Origin of the sequence: Empedobacter sp. GD03861 (assembly GCF_029840885.1) — a bacterium.
Classification (GTDB): domain Bacteria; phylum Bacteroidota; class Bacteroidia; order Flavobacteriales; family Weeksellaceae; genus Empedobacter; species Empedobacter falsenii_B.
Genome location: NZ_JAOCDJ010000003.1, coordinates 80,548 through 100,502, shown reverse-complemented (window position 1 = coordinate 100,502; position 19,955 = coordinate 80,548). Strand labels below are relative to the sequence as shown.

Here is a 19,955-nt window from a genome sequence, read left to right as displayed (position 1 = left end):
TTTTTTTATAAGCAACCTTTTTACCATATTTGCATCTAGATAATAGAATTGATAACGAAATTAAAAATGTCAAAACCGAAGAGAATTCACAAAACTTACAAAAAGTCTTTGTTTAGTAAAATGAAAGTAAAACCTGTTAACTTATTGTTATTTATGGCAATCGCTTGTTTTATTTTTGTTTTAGTTTTTCTAAATTAATTGGAATTTATTACTCTCTACTTTTTTACTTTAATAATTTCTTAACTTCGTATCAAACTACGAAGAAATGACAAAGTCTGAAGCTAGAAAATATTACCGAACGTTAAGAAAATCATTCACCAAAGAAGAAGTGAATAGTTTCAGTGAGCAAATTTTTGAACACATTAAACAATTAGATTTTTCTACAGATCAGACTTTTCATATTTTCTTACCTATCGAAAAAAATAACGAAATCAATACTTATCCAATCATAAATTGGCTATTTCAGCAACAAAAAGATGTGGTTTTGTCTTTGGTTGTTGGCGATGATATGATTAATTGTAAAGTAGAAAAAGGTTTCGAAACGGTATTAAATTCACTTCAAATTCCAGAACCCACTCAGTATTCAGAAATTGATTCTAAAGCGATTGATGTTATTTTTATTCCAATGTTCGTTGCCGATAAAAAAGGAAATCGCGTCGGATACGGCGGGGGATATTATGATAAGTTTTTGGCAAGATGTAAACCTAATTCAAAAAAAATAGGTCTAACTTATTTTAGACCTATTGAATATATTGAAGACGCTTATTTCGGCGATTTTCCTCTTGATTTTTGTATTACTCCTGATGGAATTGAATCTTTCTGAATCGAGTCTTGTTTCTCATTTAATGTTCTGAAATAGAATTTAAACTCTCGTTGAAATTTGATTGGCTCTTGTTTTAACACAAATACCCCAACATGATTATTGGTTTCGATTAATTTTTTATCCGAATTGAAATAATTAATTGTATACGCAATTCGCTTGATAGAGTCAGGTGTAATTGAATCTTTTGGTAAAATTGCAAATTTAGAAACGGAAGTAAATGTTACTTTTTTTGAACGAAGTTCTCTCAATAACGAAAATATTTCGGTCGTATCTTTTTTAGGAAAATAAGATAACAATTGATCTCTCAACAAACTATCAACAACCGTATCATTGGTATTAGATGCCAGTGCCGAAAGCTCGAAAAACTCGCGCAATTTTTGCTTTGCAATAAAATTTACAGCTTCTACCGAATCCATTTTATTACTTACTGTCGATGCTTCGTTTTTGTAACCTTTTATTGCTTCTGGGTTATAATCTCCTTTATATTTATCGTCTTTGCACGATAATATCATCCAAACACTCATCAGCAATATCATGCTAAACTGAACTATTTTACTTATCGTTCTCATCTTGTTGGATTTTAAATTTTAATTTCACAATTTTTCCATTTTTCCTTTCCGATTCGATCAAAGAAAAATTCTTTAACGACGTCGTAGGCATTGTAACTAAATTGATATATTGTTGTTTAGAAAGAATCTCTACACCAAAAAAATCATTGTCATACACTTGATAAATCAACGCATCATCCGCAATCATTTGATTTAGCTTAGAAATTCGTTGTTTCAAATCTTTTGCTGAATTCGAATAATAATACAGCATAATCTTATAATCATCTGGCTCTAACAAAAGCTTTTCTGGCTGATTATATTGATGCAAATTAACCTTAAATGTATCTTGTTTATAGTAAGGCGAACTCACAAACATCTTGATTGTATCTTTTTGCGATTCGAATTTGATACAACCTGTTTTGGTCGATAAATAAAGTGGCGTAAAACCATCTCTAATAATTGTAACCTCAACAGAATTGGTAATTGCAGCTTGTCTGTCCGAGTCTACAAAACAAAATTCGTACTCGCGCTGACCAAAAATTGAATAATAAATAGTTGCGCCAATTCCGCTAAACAAAACAACTGCAGCTGCTATTATTGAAATCAATTTTAGCTTGGGTTTTGTTTTAACAGGTTCCTCTTTTGCAGGAATTATTTCTTTTTCTGTTGATGGTTTAACTTCTGCTGGAATCTCTACTTCAGATTCTTCTGGAGTTATATGTTCTGATGAAAAACCTTCGTTTTCTCTTGCTTCAATCGTCGATTCTTCAGCTTTATTTGGGCCAAAATGTTCTATTTTTTGAACATTAAGAAAGTGCGCCCAATTTTTAAATCCACAATATTGCGCCAAAAGATTGAGCATATCAATACGCGGAAGCTTCTTAAAATCTGACTTAAAATACGTATAAAACCACTTTTCGCTAACGGTAGATCTGGTTTTATTGAATAAATCGTCTTGGAAAGATGTAATTTCTTGCCCCTTCCAATCGGAGATATTATCGGATTGAGCAGAATTTTCTTCTAAAAATCGATTTGAAATCGTTTTTTTCAGAATTTCGAAAATTTCTATATCTGTAAATTTGCTCAAAAAATAAAATTTATAAATTTGGTTTTCAGTATTTTGTAAAATAATTTCGATTTTACAAATTGTCTTTTAATACAACTACAAATAAAATAATTTTTTTGATATGTTGAGTTGTATTTCTTTATTAATGCGTTGTTAAATGATTTCTTTTGTTGTAAAACATTTGTTGAATATTTGATGATTGGATTACAATCATCTTACAACTATTTTGCTTCGAAAAACTTTGATATCCGCTTAACTTTGGTTCAACAAAATGATTGAAAAATCAACAAAAACAAAAAATCAATTAAACATTAAAAAATTAAAGTTATGAAAAAATTAGCATTAAACGTAATCGTATTAGGAGTAATCGGAACTGCATTTGGTTTAACATCTTGTAATTTATTTGGATCGAAAGAAACAAAAACTGAAACAGAAGTAAAAAATGACACAATTACAACAATCGAAGATTCAGTAAAAATTGATTCTGTAGGAAAAGATTCTGTTGTCATCAAAGATTCGGCAGTTGTAAAAGAAACTCCTGTAAAAGTTGAAACAACGACGACTACAACAACAGAGAAAAAATAATTTGTAGAATAGATTAAACAAAAAAAATCAAATGAAAAAATTAGCGTTATTCGCTTTCGCAGCGATTTCTTTCACAGCAATTTCTTGTAAACAAGAAGCAAAAAGTATTGGAGAACCAACAACAGTTGCTGAGGATTCTGTAAATGTTGATAAAGCAGAAATTCCTGCGGCAGATTCTGTAGAAGGAGTTACGGTAGATTCTTCGAAAACTGTAAATCCAGCAGAAACAACAAAAGATTCTGTTGCGAAATAGAACTTGAAAACTCAATAAAAAATCCGCTTTATGAGCGGATTTTTTTGTTTCTATATCTAAGATTAAGATTCTTTCAATGATTTAATATCAATCACAAAACGGTACTTCACATCAGATTTCATCATTCGCTCGTATGCTTCATTAATATTTTGAATATCGATCATTTCGACATCAGACACAATATTATGTTCTCCACAAAAATCTAACATTTCTTGTGTTTCCTTGATTCCTCCAATTAAAGATCCTGCTAAATTACGACGTTTCATAATCAATAAACCTCCGTGAACAGCATCTAAAGGCTCGATAGCTCCAACCATACACATTGTTTTATCTAATTTTAATAATTGTAAATATGGATTAACATCGTGTTTTACAGGAATTGTATTCAATAAAAAATCAAATGAATTTGCATGCGCTTTCATTTGTGTTGCATCTTTCGAAATCAAAACCTCATCAGCTCCAAGTTTCTTTGCATCCTCACCTTTAGATTCGGATGTTGTAATCATTACAACATGTGCACCCATTGCTTTTGCAAATTTAACGCCCATATGTCCCAAACCTCCAAGACCGATTACACCAACTTTATCGCCCGATTTTACATTCCAGTGACGCAAAGGCGACCACGTTGTAATTCCCGCACACAACAATGGCGCAGCAGCTTTTACATCGATATTTTCGGGTACGTGAAGCACAAAATCTTCTTCTACCACGATGTTTTCTGAATAACCACCGTAAGTGATTCCACCATGTTTCGAGTTTTTAGAATTGTACGTTCCTGTAAAACCATTTTCACAATACTGCTCCAAACCTTCGTCGCAAGAATGACAATGTTGACAAGATTCTACCATACAACCTACTCCAACCAAATCTCCAACTTTGAATTTTGTCACTTCAGAACCAACTTCTTTTACTCGACCAATAATTTCGTGACCAGGAACAACCGGATAATTTGGTTTTCCCCAATCGCCTTTCGCTGTATGAATATCGCTGTGACAAACTCCACAATACTCGATATCTATAAAAATATCTTTCGCATGTAAATGTCGACGTTCTATTGTGTGTGGCGCTAATGGATCAGTTTCATTAAACGCTGCGTATGTTTTTGTGTTCATTATTTTTAAAATTTTTAACCCTATAAAATTAAAAAATCTACCTGAATAATCAGATGGTTTTGAATGAATTAAATTATAATTATTTCAATTTTTTTATTCCCATGTTCCATAAAGTGAACGCATATTTATCAGCTGTTTCATTGATCACAACTTCTGTCGAACGACCTGCTCCGTGACCAGCTTTTGTTTCAATTCTGATTAAAACTGGATTATCACACGCTTGTTTCGCTTGTAAATTAGCCGCAAACTTGTACGAATGCGCAGGAACTACACGATCATCGTGATCTCCTGTTGTGACTAATGTAGCAGGATAACATGTTCCTTCTTTTACATTGTGAACTGGTGAATATCCTTTCAAATACTCGAACATTTCTTTACTATCATCAGCTGTTCCATAATCATAGCCCCAACCTGCACCAGCAGTAAATGTATGATAACGTAACATATCTAAAACACCAACCGCAGGCAATGCTACTTTTGCTATTTTTGGATTAATTGTTTCTGTTGCTCCAACTAATAAACCTCCGTTAGATCCTCCTGATAATGCAGTAAAATCTGGTGAAGTGTAATTGTTTTTCTGTAAATATTCTGCAGCAGCAATGAAATCATTAAAAACATTCAATTTATTGAATTGACGCCCTCCATCGTGCCATTTTTTACCATATTCTCCACCTCCACGTAGGTTTGGAACAGCGTAAACTCCACCATTTTCAATCCAAGCAGCAGTTGCTGGACTAAATCCTGGTGTTAAACTAATATTGAATCCGCCGTATCCATAAACGATTGTAGGATTTTTACCATTTTTCTTCAATCCTTTTTTATACGTAATAATCATCGGAACTTTTGTTCCATCTTTTGACGTATAAAAAACTTGTTCAGAAATGTAATCATCTGAATTAAATTTCACATTTGGTTTAATGTAAACATCCGAAGATCCCGTTTCTACATTGTATTTGTAGCTTGTAGATGGTGTGATATAATTTGAAAATCCGAAATAGATTTCTTTCTCTGATTTTTTCCCTCCAAATCCTGATGCAGAACCAACTCCGGGCAATGTAATTTGACGAACTTTTGATCCATCATATTTGTATTGTTCTACAACCGAAATTGCATCTTTTAAGTATTTAGCAAATAAATAACCTCCTCCTGTAGAAACAGATAATACATTTTCAGTTTCTGGAATAACTGTTTTCCAAGCAGCTTCGCTCAAATCAGAAATAGTTGCTTTAACTACTTTATTGTTTGGAGCTTTGTTATTTGTAAAAATGTAGAAAGTCTCTCCATCATTATCAATCACAGAAGTATTTGTGTCAAAATTATTCACAATCGTTTTGATTGGACTATTTGCTTGAGACAAATCTTGATAATACAACTCATTTCCTGTTGTTGTATTCGCAGCTGTAATAATTAAGAAACGCTCATCATCCGTCAAATAAGCACCAACATAACGACGAGGAGTTTGAGTTCCACCAAAAATTAATTGATCTTTTTTCTGAGCTGTTCCTAATTTGTGGTAATATAATTTGTGTTGATCTGTTTTTTCTGATAATTCAGATCCTTTTGGTTTATCATAAGAAGAATAATAGAAACCGTCGTTTCCTTTCCAAGCTGTTCCAGAGAATTTAACATCAATCAATGTTTCTCCAACTTGAGTTTTATCTTTTGCATTCAAAACAATTACTTTTCTCCAGTCCGATCCACCTTCTGAAATAGAATATGCAACTAAGCTTCCGTCTTTAGAAAAACTAACATCAGCCAACGAAACAGAACCATCTTTTGAGAATTTATTCGGATCTAAAAAAACTTCTTCTGCTCCATTTTCACCTAATTTACGATACAAAACTGAGTGTTGTTGTAAACCATCATTTTTGTAGTAATACGTATAATCTCCTTCTTTGAAAGGCGTCGAAATTTTCTCGTAATTCCAAATATCCGTCAACGATTTTTTCAATTGCGTACGTAACGGAATTTTATTCAAATAAGCATAAGTTGCTTTATTTTGTTCAATTACCCATTTCTTCGTGTCCTCAGACAAATCGTCTTCCAACCAACGATATGGATCTTGTACATTCTCTCCAAAATACGTATCAACATGATCAATTTTTTTTGTATCTGGATACTTTTTCTTATAACTCTGTGCATTCACTCCTACCATAAGGGCAACATTAAATAAAATAAAAGCAGTTTTTTTCATTTCTTCTTAGTATAGCTATTTTGGTAAAGATAATAAAATCAAAAAGATAAATTGGTATTGAAAAAAATGATTTATTTTTGGGCAAAATCCTCTCAGATTTTAATTGAAATGAATACTTACAACTTCGCGGCAACTTAACGTTAAATTCATTTTGATTTAAAAATTTATCAAGTATTTTTAATTTGAAAAACCAAAAAAAAATGACTTTAGAAAAGTCTTTAACAGCCAAAATTGGGTCTATTTTTTCGTTGATTAAACAATCTTTTTCAAGCGAAAACTTAGATTTAACCGCGTTACCAATCAAAAAATCAGTCTTTCTATTAGCAATTCCGATGATGTTCGAAATGGTGATGGAATCTGTCTTTGCATTGGTCGATTTATATTTTGTAGGACATTTAAAAGAAAGCGCTTTCGCCATACAAACCGTTGGTCTTACAGAATCTTTATTAACAATTGTTTATTCGATTTCAATCGGAATAAGTATGGCTGCAACTGCCATTATTGCACGAAGAATTGGAGAAAAGAAACCCGAAAAAGCTTCGGAAAGTGCTTCGCAAGCAATTTTATTATCGATAATCATTACAATTCTGTTGAGTATTTTCGGATTTATATTCGCCAAAGATTTATTGATTTGGATGGGATCATCTGAACAAGCCGCAGAATACGGGAAGAATTTTACTAAAATAATGATGGCAAGTTGTTTATCAATTGTGTTATTATTCTTGATTAACGGAATTTTTCGCGGAGCTGGAAATGCAGCAATTGCGATGAAAAGTTTGTGGTTAGCTAACGGAATAAATATTATTCTGTGTCCAATTCTTGTTCGCGGGTGGTTCTTTTTTCCTGAAATGGGATTAGAAGGAGCTGCCTTAGCAACTGCTATTGGACGAAGTGGTGGTGTGGTTTATCAATTGTATTGTTTAACGAAAAAAGATTCATTAATTCAAATCAAATGGAGCTATTTCCTTCCAAAATCTAAACTAATTATCAATATTGTAAAAATTGCAGTTCCTGCTATTGTACAATACATTATTGCAAGTTGTAGTTGGATTATTCTCGCTCGAATTGTTGCTCAATCTGGTGGAGAAATTGCATCGTCTGGTTATCAAACTGCTTTACGATTGATGATGTTTTTTATGTTACCTGCTTGGGGGTTGAGCAATGCTGCGGCAACTTTAGTTGGTCAAAATTTAGGAAATAAAGATCCCGAAAAAGCAGAAAAATCAGTCCTTATGACCATGAAATTTAACATCATTTACATGTTGATTGTAAGTATTATTTTCTATGGATTAAGCAATTATTTAGTTTCAATTTTTACAACAGAAGCGCATATCAAACTTGTTGCAAAAGAAGGAATGTACATTCTTGCAACTGGTTTCTTATTATACGGAATTGGAATGGTAATGATGAATGCTTTTAACGGCGCTGGAGATACAATGACACCAACCATCATCAATTTTGTTGGATTTTGGTTATTCCAAATTCCATTAGCGTATGTGTTGACGTATCATTTCAACCTAAAAGAAGAAGGCGTTTTTATAGCAATTCCTGTTTCGGAAACGTTTATTGCAATTTTAGCATTTATTCTCTTTAAACGAGGGAAATGGAAGCAGAAAATAGTATAAAAAAAATCGCTCAAATGAGCGATTTTTTTATATTTTATCCTTTAAAAGTATAATATCTTGCACCTTTCAAATCTGGAATTTCAGTTTCAATGCGATCTAAAGCAAATCCTTTTGAAGCATTGATTGATGTTTTCAGATTTTTATTGTGTAGATCTTGGTATTGTTCAAAAGAAATTGCTTCTCTTTGATTCAAATAATTAAACAAATCTATTTTATTGATCACATTTTTCCAACCTTCACCAATCTGTCCTTGAAAAACTTTCGATTTAGATCCAGAACCATACGCAATAAATCCAACAGTTTTTCCATTCAACTCTTCATCATTATCAGCACTCACTTGTAAAGCCGATAAAAACGCCGTGAAAACAGAAGCTGTGTACATATTTCCGATCTCCGAAGAGGCACGTTGAGTTGGTTCTACTTTTTCTTTGATTAAAGCTTTATATTCATCCGATTTTGAAACAATTTTCAAGTTATCATTCGAATTATCTTGACCATTTTCTAACGCAAAAACATCCGAAAACATTCTTTTTCCTTGAAATGCATAAGGCAAGTGAAAAGCAATATATCGCCAATTTTCGTACAATTTACCTTCAACAGCAGCTTTTTCTTTAAAATCAAAATAAGCTTCTCTTACTCTATTCTTATAACATTCGTTAGAATATTGACCTTCGAAAACTGGTTCATCTGAAAAAATTTCAATTTCAGATTTTGTAGTTCCTAAAGCATTCAAAATTGTTGCTTCAGAAGTTGATTGATGTGGTTTAAAGAAATCAAAAACAGATTCCATTCCAATTCCCCAATTGTTATCAAACGCAATCAAATCTGGTTGATTCGAGATTAACATCGCTACTGCACCAGCACCTTGCGTATATTCTCCCGTCGATTCTAAACCATATTTTGCATAATCTGCCGCAATTACAATTGCTTTTTTAGCTGGATTTACACGAACATAATCGATAGAATTGTGCATCGCATCTACTCCACCCACGCACGCAAACGTCATATCCACAACATCTGTATGTCTAAAAGGTCGTTCACCAAATTGTTTAGCCAAAACAGATTCTACTAACTGAACTGCGTAAGTTGCCGTTGGTTTTGCCCCATCCAAAGCACTTTCTGTTCCTAAATAAATTCGTCCGATTTCAGTTGGATTTATATCAAAATCTGTGATTAATTTCAACAAAGCATTCGCAGCAATCGTTGCTGTATCTTCGTGAGCGTCTAAAACTGACATTTTCTTTAAACCCAAACCAATTTCAAGTTTATCAGGATCAATATTACGCTGAATTGCTAAATCTTTTATTGGTAAATATATATGCGGAACGTAGATAGAAGCCGCCTCTATTCCATACTTCATTTTCGTTATTTTTTAAGCGAACTTCAAAGTTAAGCGTATTTTAATTTTTATTAGGTATGAAATAAATCCTGAATTTTAAGAAATCGATATTCATTATAAATTAATCAAAAAAGTATCGATTTAATTGTAAAATGTCTTAAATTTAGGAGTGATATTTAAAATATTTTTTTCAAAATGGCTCGTACTTTTTACAAATCAATCAAAAATTCTGTCAAATATTGGTGGATTTTATTAATCATAGGATTATTATTCGTTGGACTTGGAATTTACACATTCGCTTTTCCAACAGCATCGTATGTTGCACTTTCAGTATTTTTTGCTGTATCTTTTTTATTTTCTGGAATTTCGGAAATTGTTTTTTCGATTTCAAATAAAGATGAAATTGACAGTTGGGGCTGGACATTAACTTATGGAATTATCACAGCAATTGTTGGATTTATGTTAGTTATCAATCCAATTCTAAGTTTAGAAGTTTTTGCTTATTATGTTGGATTTTTAATTTTATTCCGTTCTATTTCTGGAATTAGTTATGCATTTGACCTAAAAAATTACGGTGTAAAAGATTGGGGAGTTTCTCTGTTTTTAGCAATTATTGGATTAATTATTTCCCTAATTTTATTATCATCTCCACAATTAGCAGGTTTAACAGCAGTAGCTTGGCTTGGATTAGCTGTAATTTCATCAGGATTATTTGCTATTTTTATTTCGCTTCAATTGAAGAAAATTAAAGATATCCCGAATAATATTTCGGACGATTTGAGAAGTCGATATGAAGAAATTAGAAAAGAAATCGAAGATTTTAAAAATCAATAAAAAACAAAAACCTCTACTTTAATTGATGTGGAGGTTTTTGTTTTATTTTCCTAAGATTCCTTCTAAAAATCCAGTTTTAAAAGATTCAATCATAACATCTGGTTGATCTATAAAATTTAGGAAACCATATGCAAGAACTGCACCTATAGCAATTTTTCCAATTGTTAATAAAGATAGCTTTTTCATATTACCTTGATCTAAAATCGAATGTAATAAATATTTACAATATCGGTGCTAACAATCTACAAATTGATGCAAATGCACGGTAATACCAAGGTCTATTTTCCCATTTTTCTAGCGTTAATAATTCTGAATCCTCTTTATCTATATCAAATTGAGCACTCATTTGTTTTAATAAAGTCTCATTTTCAATTACAGAAGTAATTTCAAAATTAATCATAAAACTGCGGTAATCTAAGTTTACTGTTCCAATAAAAGCCAATTTATCATCAACCGTTATTGTTTTGGCGTGAATAAATCCTTTTTCGTACAAATAAACCTTCACACCTCGCTTCATCAAAGGTTTTAGGAATGATAATGACGCTTGTTGTACCACTATCGAATCGCCTTTTTTAGGTATAATCAACTCCACTTCTACTCCGCTCGAAACAGCAATCATCATCGCTGTCTTAAATTCGTCACTTGGTATAAAATATGGTGTACACAATTGCACTTTCTTTTTCGCTAAAGTAATTGCCAAAATCATCGCTTCCATTGCCGAATGTAAATCACTACCAGGCGAAGAAAGTCCAAAACTAACAGTTGCAGCATCTTCAAAAATCTTACTTTGAGAATTGTAAAAATAATTTGAATCAGAAATATTATACTTTTTGCCTTCGGTCATCATCCAATTTAAGTAAAAATGCAATTGCAAACTATTGATAGAATCGCCTTCAATCATCACAGAAGTATCACGCCAATAAACCTTATTATTTGGGCTTTTTACACCATTTTGATTAATGTATTTATCACTAATGTTAATTCCGCCTACAAATGCTTTTTTACCATCAACAATCAAAATTTTGCGGTGATTACGATAATTAGAATTTGCCAAAGAAGAAAATCGAACAGGTAAAAATGTTTGAAATTCCACACCTGTTCCATCAAATCTTGATTGATGTTTATTCAGTTTTGGTGAACCAAAATCATCCGCAGTTACACGAACTTCTACACCATTTTTAGCTTTTTCAATCAGAATATCAATGATTTCATTTCCAATATGATCTTCATCAAAAATGTAATATTCAAGATGAATATGATCTTTCGCTTCTCGTAAAGCTTCTAAAAAAAGAGGGAATTTATCTTCTCCATTTGTCAACAACTTTACTTTATTATTTGTTGCAGGATAAGCAACTCTTGCATTATTTAAATATCGATAAACCTGTGACAACGAACCTATTCTTGTATTTACTTTATCTAAATCATCTTGAACAAATTGATCCATTTCAGTCCATTTTTCATTGATGATTTTTTGGTGATTTTTATCTATTCGACTAAAAAATTGATCTTTTTTGAATTTCTGTCCAAAGAAAAAATATAGAATTATTCCGATAAATGGCAGAAAAACAATCACTAATATCCATGCAATTGTTTTTGTTGGGTTTCGATTTTCGATCAAAATAGTAACAATCACCATTATATAAAGGATTGTAAGCGGAACCCAATACCATTCTTTGATAAAATTCCAGATGTGCAAAAGTGTGATTGACCATTCCATTTGTTACCAATTCGTAATTTTTTATAAAAATAAATGAATAAAAATCAACTGCTTAAAAAATTAACAGAAAATATTTAAAAATAATTTTGGAAATGATAAATAAACCTTCTTATATTTGCAATCCAAAATGACGGTGCCTTAGCTCAGTTGGTAGAGCAAAGGACTGAAAATCCTTGTGTCCCTGGTTCGATTCCTGGAGGCACCACCACATTTATAAAACCTCAAGCATGTGTTTGAGGTTTTTTTTTGAATGAACATAACAATTTATTCATCGAGTATTTTAGAGTTGTATCTAAATATTCCGTAAATTGCGTAAAACATGGAAATAGGAAATAGACCTTGGGGTTCTTACTATGTATTAGAGGACACCGATATATATAAATTGAAGAGAATAGAAGTGAATGTTGGCGGGCGTTTGTCTTACCAATATCACAATCATCGTGCAGAAGTTTGGACAATTGTTCAGGGAACCGCAATGGTGACACTTGATGATAAAGAATATGAATACAAAGCGGGTGAAGTCGTTATTATTCCATTAAAAGCAAAACATCGTATTCAGAACATAGGTAATGAAACATTAATTTTTATCGAAGTTCAACATGGTACGTATTTTGGAGAAGAAGACATCATTCGCATCGAAGATGATTACAACCGATCATCTGAAGATTAATAAAAACTAACTATAAAAGACTAAACTAATTGACTATGAAAATCGGAATTACATTTAGTGCTTTTGATTTGCTTCATGCGGGACATATCAAAATGCTAGAAGACGCAAAACAACATTGCGATTATTTGATTGTAGGTTTACAAACAGATCCAACATTAGATCGACCAGAAAAAAACAAACCTACACAAACTGTTGTAGAACGTTACATTCAGTTAAAAGGTTGCAAATTCGTCGATGAAATTGTTCCTTATGCAACTGAAGAAGACTTGGAAGATGTTTTGAGATCTTTCAAAATTGATGTTCGTATCTTAGGTATTGAATACCAAGATAAAAACTTCACAGGACGTAAATATTGTGAAGAAAAAGGAATCGAATTGTATTACAATTCAAGAGATCATCGTTTCTCAAGTTCTGGACTTAGAAAAGTGGTTGCTGAAAAAGAACTTCTTAAAGTTGTAAAATAAAAATTGAGTAAGGTTAGAGTTTGTCTAACCTTTTTTATTTACAATACTTTATCAATCAAAAAATTAATGTAAAAAATAAATCGAAAAATTATACCTTTGCAGAATGTCAAATATAGTTGCAATTGTAGGAAGACCAAACGTTGGTAAATCTACGTTCTTCAACAGAATGATCCAAAAAAGACAAGCTATCGTTGATGACACTTCTGGTGTTACACGTGACCGTCACTATGGAAAATCTGATTGGAATGGAAAAGAGTTTACCGTAATCGATACCGGAGGGTATGTCGTTGGTTCAGATGATACCTTTGAAGAAGAGATCCGCAAGCAAGTTGAATTGGCTATTGATGAAGCAAATGTAATTTTGTTCATGGTAGACAATCAAGTTGGTTTAACGGATATGGATAAGGAAGTTGGCAACCTTTTAAGACGCACTAAGAAGCCTACATTCTTAGTTGTGAATAAGGTCGATACCAACAAAAATTTAGACGATTCTTATGAGTTTTATAACTTAGGATTCGAAAAAATGTACACTATCGCTGCAATGAGCGGAAGTGGAACAGGTGAATTATTAGATGATGTGGTAGATTGTTTTACAGAAGAACAACACATTGATCCATTCGAAGGTTTACCTAAAATTACAATCGTAGGTCGTCCAAATGCTGGAAAATCTACATTAATTAATGCATTATTAGGTGAAGAACGTAATATTGTAACCGATATCGCAGGAACAACACGTGATTCTATCGAAACGTTGTACAATAAATTTGGACACGAATTTGTTTTGGTAGACACTGCTGGAATGCGTAAAAAAGGAAAAGTTAGCGAAGATTTAGAATTTTATTCTGTGATGCGTTCGGTTCGTGCAATCGAAGAATGTGACGTTTGTGTCTTAGTAATTGATGCAGAACGTGGAATTGAAGCACAAGATTTGAACATTCTTTATTTAGCAGAACGTAACCGAAAAGGTGTTGTCATCTTAATCAACAAATGGGATTTATTGGAGAAAGAAACCAATACAATGAAAGAATACAAAGATGCTATTCTAAAACGTATTGCGCCTTTTACAGACGTTCCTGTGTTGTTTATCTCGGCTCTTACAAAACAACGTGTCTTGAAAGCTGTGGATACATTTATCGAAGTTTACGAGAACCGTAGTCGTCGTATCAAAACAAGTAAATTAAACGAAACCTTGTTACCGATTATCGAGATTACACCTCCACCTGCAGTAAAAGGAAAATACATCAAAATCAAATATGTAACGCAGTTACCTACAAAAACGCCTCAATTTGCGTTTTTCTGTAACTTGCCACAATATATTAGAGATCCTTACAAACGATTTATCGAAAATCAATTGAGAAAGGAGTTCAATTTTGAAGGAGTTCCAGTTGAAGTTTACTTCAGAAAGAAATAATAAAAATCCAAAAAGTCCATTTACAATTTGTAGATGGACTTTTTTATTGATAACAATAGAATTTAACATTCATAAAAAAAGCTCAACGATTGACGCTGAGCATTTTTGTGACCGAGACAGGATTCAAACCTGTAACCTCTTGAGCCGTAATCAAGTGCGCTATTCAGTTGCGCCACTCGGCCGTTTGAAATAATTGAAAGTATTTTCCTTTATTTTCGAATGCAAATATACAGCACTTTCATCGTAAAAACCTAATCTTTTTAAGAAAAATTCTAAACATTAATTTAATTTACAACGAATCAATTGCTTACAAAAATATTTTTTTATGATTTCATCCTATTTCTTAACTTGCCTGCTCTAAATTCAATCCAAATGATAAAAAAATTTATTCTAACCTCATTCGTTCTTCTTGCCATTAGTAGTTGTAAACAGTCAAAAGAAGCTGTTAAAACTGAACAAGAAAATACAACTTTTCAGTTTGCAAAAAATATTTCTATCGAAGAAAACAACCAAACAATCACGATAAAATCTTCTGGAAATACAATTTCATTTGATAAAAAAGACTTGCCTATCAAAACTGTGATGGTTGAAACTTCATCTGCCGTTACGTTTTTAGATCAATTAGGAAGTCTTGACTTAATCAAAGGAGTTTGCGATGCAGATTTTATTTACAATCCTAAAATAGCAGAAGGAATTGCGAATAAATCAATCTTAAAAGTTGGAAATTCAAACGAACTATTCACAGAAATTATCTTAAAAAATAAACCACAATTGATTATCGCAAGTTCTAATCCTGTTTTAGCAAAATTTCATCAACAATTAGAACAAAATGGAATAAAAGTATTGTATTTAGATGAATACAAAGAGCAAAACCCATTGGGACAAGTTGAGTATTTGAAGGTTTTCGGAAAATTATTCGGAAAAGATACAGAAGCTGAAAAACGCGTAGAAACGGTTAAAAATAATTACGACTCCATCAAAAATATCATTCAAACCAAAGGTCAAGGTAATGTTTCAACAATTGTGAATACAATGTATGGCGACATTTGGTACGTTCCGACAAATGACTTGTTGCAAGCAAAATTAATAGACGATGCGAAAGGAAATTATATTTTCAAGAATAAAACAGGTGAAAATAGTTTGAGCTTAACATTTGAAGAAGTTTATACAGCTGGAAAATCTGCAAATTATTGGATCAATGTTACAAACGTAAATACGTTGGCAGAAATGAAAGCTTCTTATCCAAACTATGCGTGGTTTGATGCATTTAAGAAAGGAAATGTGTACGCTTACAACAAACGTATGAATGCAAAAGGTTCGAATGATTATTTTGAGCAAGGAATTCTTCGCCCAGATATTATTTTGAATGATTTAGGAAAGATTTTCTATCCAAATTTATTTCCAACTTATGATTTATACTTTTATCAACAATTGAAATAAATGACTGAAATTATTCAAAAATTCGAAGATTTTGTTCTAAAATCAATGAATTTATCCATTTCTAAGTTAGAAAAAGATGCAGAATGTGACGAATATATAGGTTATAATTTCAATGTTAATGAGTTTTCTATAAAATTTAGAAAAGCTAAAATTACGCCTAAAAAAGTTGGTCAATTTGTAACGTTATGGAAACGAAATGCCGCTAAACACACCGAGTCTTTCAACGAAAATGATGGTTTTGATTATTACATTATTGCTACAGAAGATGATTCTAAACTAGGTTTTTATATTTTTCCGACATCAATTTTAATTGAAAAGAATATTTTGACCTCAATTAAAAAAGAAGGAAAAAGAGGTTTTAGAGTTTATCCGAATTGGGTAAAACCTGAAAATAAACAAGCGGAGAAAACTCAAAATTGGCAACAAGATTATTTCGTAGAAGTCAACAATCAACAAATTGATAAGAAAAATGTTAAATCAATACTTAAATAATAATTGAGATGTCTCAACAAGCTTGACATGACAATTTCTAAATGCTTTTTTATGAAAATTAAACACATCATATAATTAGATATTCCTTATATTTTATGTCACTTTTTACTTGACTAAAAAGTAACCAAAAAGTCAAGACTGTAAATCTATTAGACTAAAAATAATTTCATTTCACTAAAGTTTTTAAAAACCCTACGGGCTAAAATCTTTTTAATGTTACATTCAATTATTTTCTTAACGTCATAAATTTAAGGCCATTTTTAATAGGACGATTACATTAATTATTACTTTGTAAATAAATAGAGTGATGTCTCGGCATGACAATTTCTAAATGCTTTTTTATGAAAATTAAAACTAAAGGATATAATCTCTAATATATTATTTAAAACATTATTCCAATAAAAAAATCCGCTTGATAAGCAGATTTTTCATTTATATTCTATTAATCTTAAAATAATTCTGATTGGAATTGCTCTAAGAAACGTTTATCATTCTCTGTGTACAAACGGATATCCCCAATTTGATACAACAACAACGCAATACGCTCAATTCCCATACCGAATGCATAACCCGAATATTTTTCAGGATCGATATCTACATTGCGCAAAACGTTAGGATCTACCATTCCACATCCCATAATTTCTAACCAACCTGTCCCTTTTGTCATACGATAATCAGTTTCGGTTTCTAATCCCCAATATACGTCAACCTCTGCAGAAGGCTCTGTAAACGGGAAATATGAAGGACGTAAACGAATTTCAGATTTACCAAATAACTCAGTTGTAAAATAACTTAAAGTTTGTTTCAAATCTGCAAACGAAACACCTTCGTCTATGTACAAACCTTCGATTTGGTGGAACATCATATGCGAACGAGACGAAATCGCTTCGTTACGGTAAACACGACCTGGCGCTAAGAAACGCATTGGCGGTTGATTTTTTTCCATATGACGAATCTGCGTAGAAGATGTATGCGTACGCAACACAATATCTGGATCAGTTTCGATGAAAAATGTATCTTGCATGTCTCTCGCAGGGTGATGCGCAGGCAAATTTAACGCTGTAAAATTGTGCCAATCATCTTCGATTTCTGGCCCTTCAGAAACGCTGAATCCAATGCGATTAAAAATCTCGATAATACGATTTTTTGTAATATTAATTGGATGACGAGATCCCAATGTAAATGGCTCTCCAGGACGCGTTAAATCTAAAGAAGAATCAGTTTTTCCTTCGTTTGAGATTTCATTTTTAAGAACAGTTGATTTTTCTGTTGCCAATGTTTTTAATTCATTCACAACTTGACCAAATTCCTTTTTTTGTTCATTCGGAACAGATTTGAACTGTGTAAACAAGTCCGTTAAAATTCCTTTTTTTCCTAAAAATTTAATTCTGAATTCTTCAATTTCAGCAGCATTTGTTGAATGGAAGTTTTTTACTTCTTCAATATATTGTTTGATTTGGTCAATCATAATTTCTGATCAATTTGATTACAAATTTAACCGATAATCAACTTATAACAAATTATTCGAGTACTTTTATTAAAAACGTCTAATTCTTATAAATAAAAATCCTCCTAAGAAAACTTGAGAGGATTTGTTTGATATCTTATTTTCGAGAATTATTTTCCAAAAACTTCTTTTACTTTTACTGCAATTCGTTCACTTTCTGCATCTGTCAAATTAGAACCAGAAGGTAAACATAAACCATTTTCAAATAATTCTTCTGCTACTGTTCCTCCATAATAAGGTGCATCTGCAAAGACAGGTTGCATATGCATTGGTTTCCATAATGGACGAGATTCGATATCATCTTCTAAGAAAGCTAAACGCAACTCTTCGCGTGTTTTCCCTGCTACTTTTGGATCTATTAAAATCGCAGATAACCAATGGTTAGAGAAATAATCAGAACTTGGTTCTGTAAATACCGTTACGCCATCAATATCCGCAAACAACTCTTGATAGAATTTATTCATTGCACGACGAGCTTCTACTCTACTTTGTAGAACTTCCATTTGTCCACGTCCTATTCCTGCAGTAATATTACTCATACGATAATTGTACCCAATATGTGAGTGTTGATAATGAGGAGCATTATCACGCGCTTGTGTCGCTAAAAATACCGCTTTATCTTTATCTTCTTGTGTATGTGAAACCAAAGCTCCTCCACCAGAAGTTGTTATAATTTTATTTCCATTAAACGATAACGCTCCGAAACGTCCAAAAGTTCCACAAGCTTTACCATTGAACGTAGAACCCAATGCTTCTGCAGCATCTTCAATCACAGGAATGTTATATTTTTCAGCTATATCATGTACTTCATCAACCTTATAAGGCATTCCGTACAAATGAACAGCTAATATCGCCTTTGGTTTTTTTCCTTTTGAAATTCTATCTTTAATCGCTTCCTCTAATGCAATTGGACAAAGGTTCCATGTATCTTTTTCAGAATCTACAAAAACAGGCGTTGCACCGCAATAAACAATCGGATTTGTTGAACCACAAAAAGTCAATGTTTGCGTAATAACCTCATCATTTTGTTTCACCCCTAACATCACAAGAGCTAAATGCAAAACTGATGTACAACTATTTAATGCAACAATTGGATTTGATGTATTCAATGCTTTTTGAATATCAGACTCAAATCCGTCAATATTATCACCAATGGATGTCATCCAATTTTTATCAAAAGCATCTTGAATGTATTTCATTTCATTTCCTGAAAGATGTGGAGATGAAAGCCAGATTTTAGTTTGCATTAAATGTTTAGATTTATTTCAAATATAACAAAAAAGAGTCTAGAAATAGACTCTTTATAACTTGTATATATTTATATTATTTCTTCACGGCATCTCCCTGTCCTTTTCCAGAAACAGTTCCGATTATATATTTAAAATAATTAGAAATTGACATTGTTTGATACATTTCAGCATCTAATTTCGCTAATTTTTCAGGTGTCGACATGTCCACATTATTAATTTGACCTAATCCTGTAATCCCAGGAAGATGATTGAAAACACCTCTTTTTTCTCTTTCAGCAATTAATTCTGTTTGATTAAAAAGGCAAGGTCGCGCTCCAACTAAACTCATATCTCCTTTTAATACATTAATTAATTGAGGTAATTCGTCTAACTTTGATTTACGTAAAAAACTTCCAAATTTTGTTACCTGTGCTTGGCTTGCTAGATGTGATGCAACTGACTTTGTATTAACATCCATTGTTCTAAATTTGATTAGTTTAAATGGTTTCTTACTTTTTCCTACACGCTCTTGCATAAAAATAGGTGAACCTGTATCAAACAACCCTATAATATATAAAATTACTCCAATTGGCCACAAAAATAAGAGACCAAAAAAAGAGAATAATATGTCGAAAAGTCTTGTCAT

At 32.0% G+C, this 19,955-nt stretch carries 20 protein-coding genes and 2 tRNA genes; 11 read left to right on the top strand and 11 right to left on the bottom strand.

What is annotated here, in order from left to right; translation table 11 throughout:
• The first annotated feature begins 265 nt into the window (after positions 1 to 265).
• The gene (locus tag N5D03_RS02565; protein WP_280050868.1) at positions 266 to 823 is read left to right on the top strand and encodes a 5-formyltetrahydrofolate cyclo-ligase; all 558 of its coding nucleotides are present in this window, start codon (positions 266 to 268) and stop codon (positions 821 to 823) included.
• Here the strand turns inward: N5D03_RS02565 and N5D03_RS02560 are convergent.
• A complete protein-coding gene (locus N5D03_RS02560) occupies positions 763 to 1,392 on the bottom strand; it encodes a hypothetical protein (protein WP_280050867.1) in 630 nt (209 codons plus the stop codon). The two genes, N5D03_RS02565 and N5D03_RS02560, sit on opposite strands and share 61 nt — an antisense overlap.
• Positions 1,376 to 2,458, bottom strand: a complete 1,083-nt coding sequence (locus N5D03_RS02555) for a hypothetical protein (RefSeq protein WP_280050866.1) — start codon at positions 2,456 to 2,458, stop codon at positions 1,376 to 1,378. The genes N5D03_RS02560 and N5D03_RS02555 overlap by 17 nt, the downstream gene beginning before the upstream one ends.
• A 306-nt stretch (positions 2,459 to 2,764) precedes the next feature.
• Between N5D03_RS02555 and N5D03_RS02550 the strand changes: the two genes are divergently transcribed.
• The gene (locus tag N5D03_RS02550; RefSeq protein WP_038336554.1) at positions 2,765 to 3,022 is read left to right on the top strand and encodes a hypothetical protein; all 258 of its coding nucleotides are present in this window, start codon (positions 2,765 to 2,767) and stop codon (positions 3,020 to 3,022) included.
• A gap of 31 nt (positions 3,023 to 3,053) precedes the next feature.
• Entirely contained in the window at positions 3,054 to 3,275 is a 222-nt protein-coding gene (locus N5D03_RS02545) for a hypothetical protein (protein ID WP_038336556.1), read from the top strand.
• A gap of 62 nt (positions 3,276 to 3,337) precedes the next feature.
• Here N5D03_RS02545 and N5D03_RS02540 read toward each other — a convergent pair whose 3' ends face one another.
• Together N5D03_RS02540 and N5D03_RS02535 are read right to left on the bottom strand one after the other, a co-directional pair.
• Positions 3,338 to 4,387, bottom strand: coding sequence for an NAD(P)-dependent alcohol dehydrogenase (locus N5D03_RS02540; RefSeq protein ID WP_280050865.1), 1,050 nt, complete (start codon positions 4,385 to 4,387; stop codon positions 3,338 to 3,340).
• A gap of 79 nt (positions 4,388 to 4,466) precedes the next feature.
• Positions 4,467 to 6,581, bottom strand: coding sequence for a prolyl oligopeptidase family serine peptidase (locus tag N5D03_RS02535; RefSeq protein ID WP_280050864.1), 2,115 nt, complete (start codon positions 6,579 to 6,581; stop codon positions 4,467 to 4,469).
• 200 nt (positions 6,582 to 6,781) lie between these two features.
• On the opposite strand from N5D03_RS02535, the gene N5D03_RS02530 reads away from it, so the two are divergent.
• On the top strand, positions 6,782 to 8,206 hold the full coding sequence (locus N5D03_RS02530) for an MATE family efflux transporter (protein WP_280050863.1): 1,425 nt from the start codon (positions 6,782 to 6,784) through the stop codon (positions 8,204 to 8,206).
• Positions 8,207 to 8,240: 34 nt separating this feature from the next.
• Here N5D03_RS02530 and N5D03_RS02525 read toward each other — a convergent pair whose 3' ends face one another.
• Positions 8,241 to 9,566, bottom strand: a complete 1,326-nt coding sequence (locus N5D03_RS02525; protein ID WP_280050862.1) for a hydroxymethylglutaryl-CoA synthase — start codon at positions 9,564 to 9,566, stop codon at positions 8,241 to 8,243.
• A 174-nt stretch (positions 9,567 to 9,740) separates the two neighbouring features.
• Here N5D03_RS02525 and N5D03_RS02520 point away from each other — a divergent pair, with 174 nt between their 5' ends.
• Positions 9,741 to 10,379: a DUF308 domain-containing protein gene (locus N5D03_RS02520; protein ID WP_280050861.1), complete on the top strand. Its 639-nt coding sequence runs from the start codon at positions 9,741 to 9,743 to the stop codon at positions 10,377 to 10,379.
• Positions 10,380 to 10,421: 42 nt separating this feature from the next.
• Here N5D03_RS02520 and N5D03_RS02515 read toward each other — a convergent pair whose 3' ends face one another.
• Positions 10,422 to 10,565: a hypothetical protein gene (locus N5D03_RS02515; protein ID WP_181816261.1), complete on the bottom strand. Its 144-nt coding sequence runs from the start codon at positions 10,563 to 10,565 to the stop codon at positions 10,422 to 10,424.
• Positions 10,566 to 10,599: 34 nt separating this feature from the next.
• Complete coding sequence (gene cls, locus N5D03_RS02510) at positions 10,600 to 12,096, bottom strand: cardiolipin synthase (RefSeq protein WP_280050860.1); 1,497 nt, start codon at positions 12,094 to 12,096, stop codon at positions 10,600 to 10,602.
• A 132-nt stretch (positions 12,097 to 12,228) separates the two neighbouring features.
• On the opposite strand from cls, the gene N5D03_RS02505 reads away from it, so the two are divergent.
• From N5D03_RS02505 to der, 4 genes are all read left to right on the top strand, one after another.
• A tRNA-Phe gene (locus tag N5D03_RS02505) sits at positions 12,229 to 12,304 on the top strand.
• A gap of 111 nt (positions 12,305 to 12,415) precedes the next feature.
• A complete protein-coding gene (locus N5D03_RS02500) occupies positions 12,416 to 12,766 on the top strand; it encodes a phosphomannose isomerase type II C-terminal cupin domain (protein WP_038336510.1) in 351 nt (116 codons plus the stop codon).
• Between the two features lie 35 nt (positions 12,767 to 12,801).
• A complete protein-coding gene (locus N5D03_RS02495) occupies positions 12,802 to 13,230 on the top strand; it encodes an adenylyltransferase/cytidyltransferase family protein (protein WP_180905607.1) in 429 nt (142 codons plus the stop codon).
• Between the two features lie 103 nt (positions 13,231 to 13,333).
• Positions 13,334 to 14,641 (top strand): ribosome biogenesis GTPase Der, encoded by a 1,308-nt coding sequence (gene der, locus N5D03_RS02490; protein ID WP_280049488.1) that lies wholly within the window; start codon positions 13,334 to 13,336, stop codon positions 14,639 to 14,641.
• A 108-nt stretch (positions 14,642 to 14,749) separates the two neighbouring features.
• On the opposite strand, the gene N5D03_RS02485 is transcribed toward der, so the two are convergent.
• Positions 14,750 to 14,823 (bottom strand) — tRNA-Arg (locus N5D03_RS02485).
• 190 nt (positions 14,824 to 15,013) lie between these two features.
• Between N5D03_RS02485 and N5D03_RS02480 the strand changes: the two genes are divergently transcribed.
• Positions 15,014 to 16,081 carry an ABC transporter substrate-binding protein gene (locus N5D03_RS02480; RefSeq protein WP_280050859.1) on the top strand — a complete coding sequence of 356 codons (1,068 nt, stop codon included), beginning with the start codon at positions 15,014 to 15,016 and terminating at the stop codon, positions 16,079 to 16,081.
• Positions 16,082 to 16,573: a MepB family protein gene (locus N5D03_RS02475; RefSeq protein ID WP_280050858.1), complete on the top strand. Its 492-nt coding sequence runs from the start codon at positions 16,082 to 16,084 to the stop codon at positions 16,571 to 16,573.
• Between the two features lie 448 nt (positions 16,574 to 17,021).
• Here the strand turns inward: N5D03_RS02475 and N5D03_RS02470 are convergent, their stop codons facing one another.
• The 3 genes from N5D03_RS02470 to N5D03_RS02460 form a co-directional block, all read right to left on the bottom strand.
• Positions 17,022 to 18,041, bottom strand: a complete 1,020-nt coding sequence (locus N5D03_RS02470) for a phenylalanine--tRNA ligase subunit alpha (RefSeq protein WP_038336503.1) — start codon at positions 18,039 to 18,041, stop codon at positions 17,022 to 17,024.
• Between the two features lie 149 nt (positions 18,042 to 18,190).
• Positions 18,191 to 19,327: an aminotransferase class I/II-fold pyridoxal phosphate-dependent enzyme gene (locus tag N5D03_RS02465; protein WP_280050857.1), complete on the bottom strand. Its 1,137-nt coding sequence runs from the start codon at positions 19,325 to 19,327 to the stop codon at positions 18,191 to 18,193.
• 76 nt (positions 19,328 to 19,403) lie between these two features.
• Positions 19,404 to 19,955 carry a sugar transferase gene (locus N5D03_RS02460; RefSeq protein WP_280050856.1) on the bottom strand — a complete coding sequence of 184 codons (552 nt, stop codon included), beginning with the start codon at positions 19,953 to 19,955 and terminating at the stop codon, positions 19,404 to 19,406.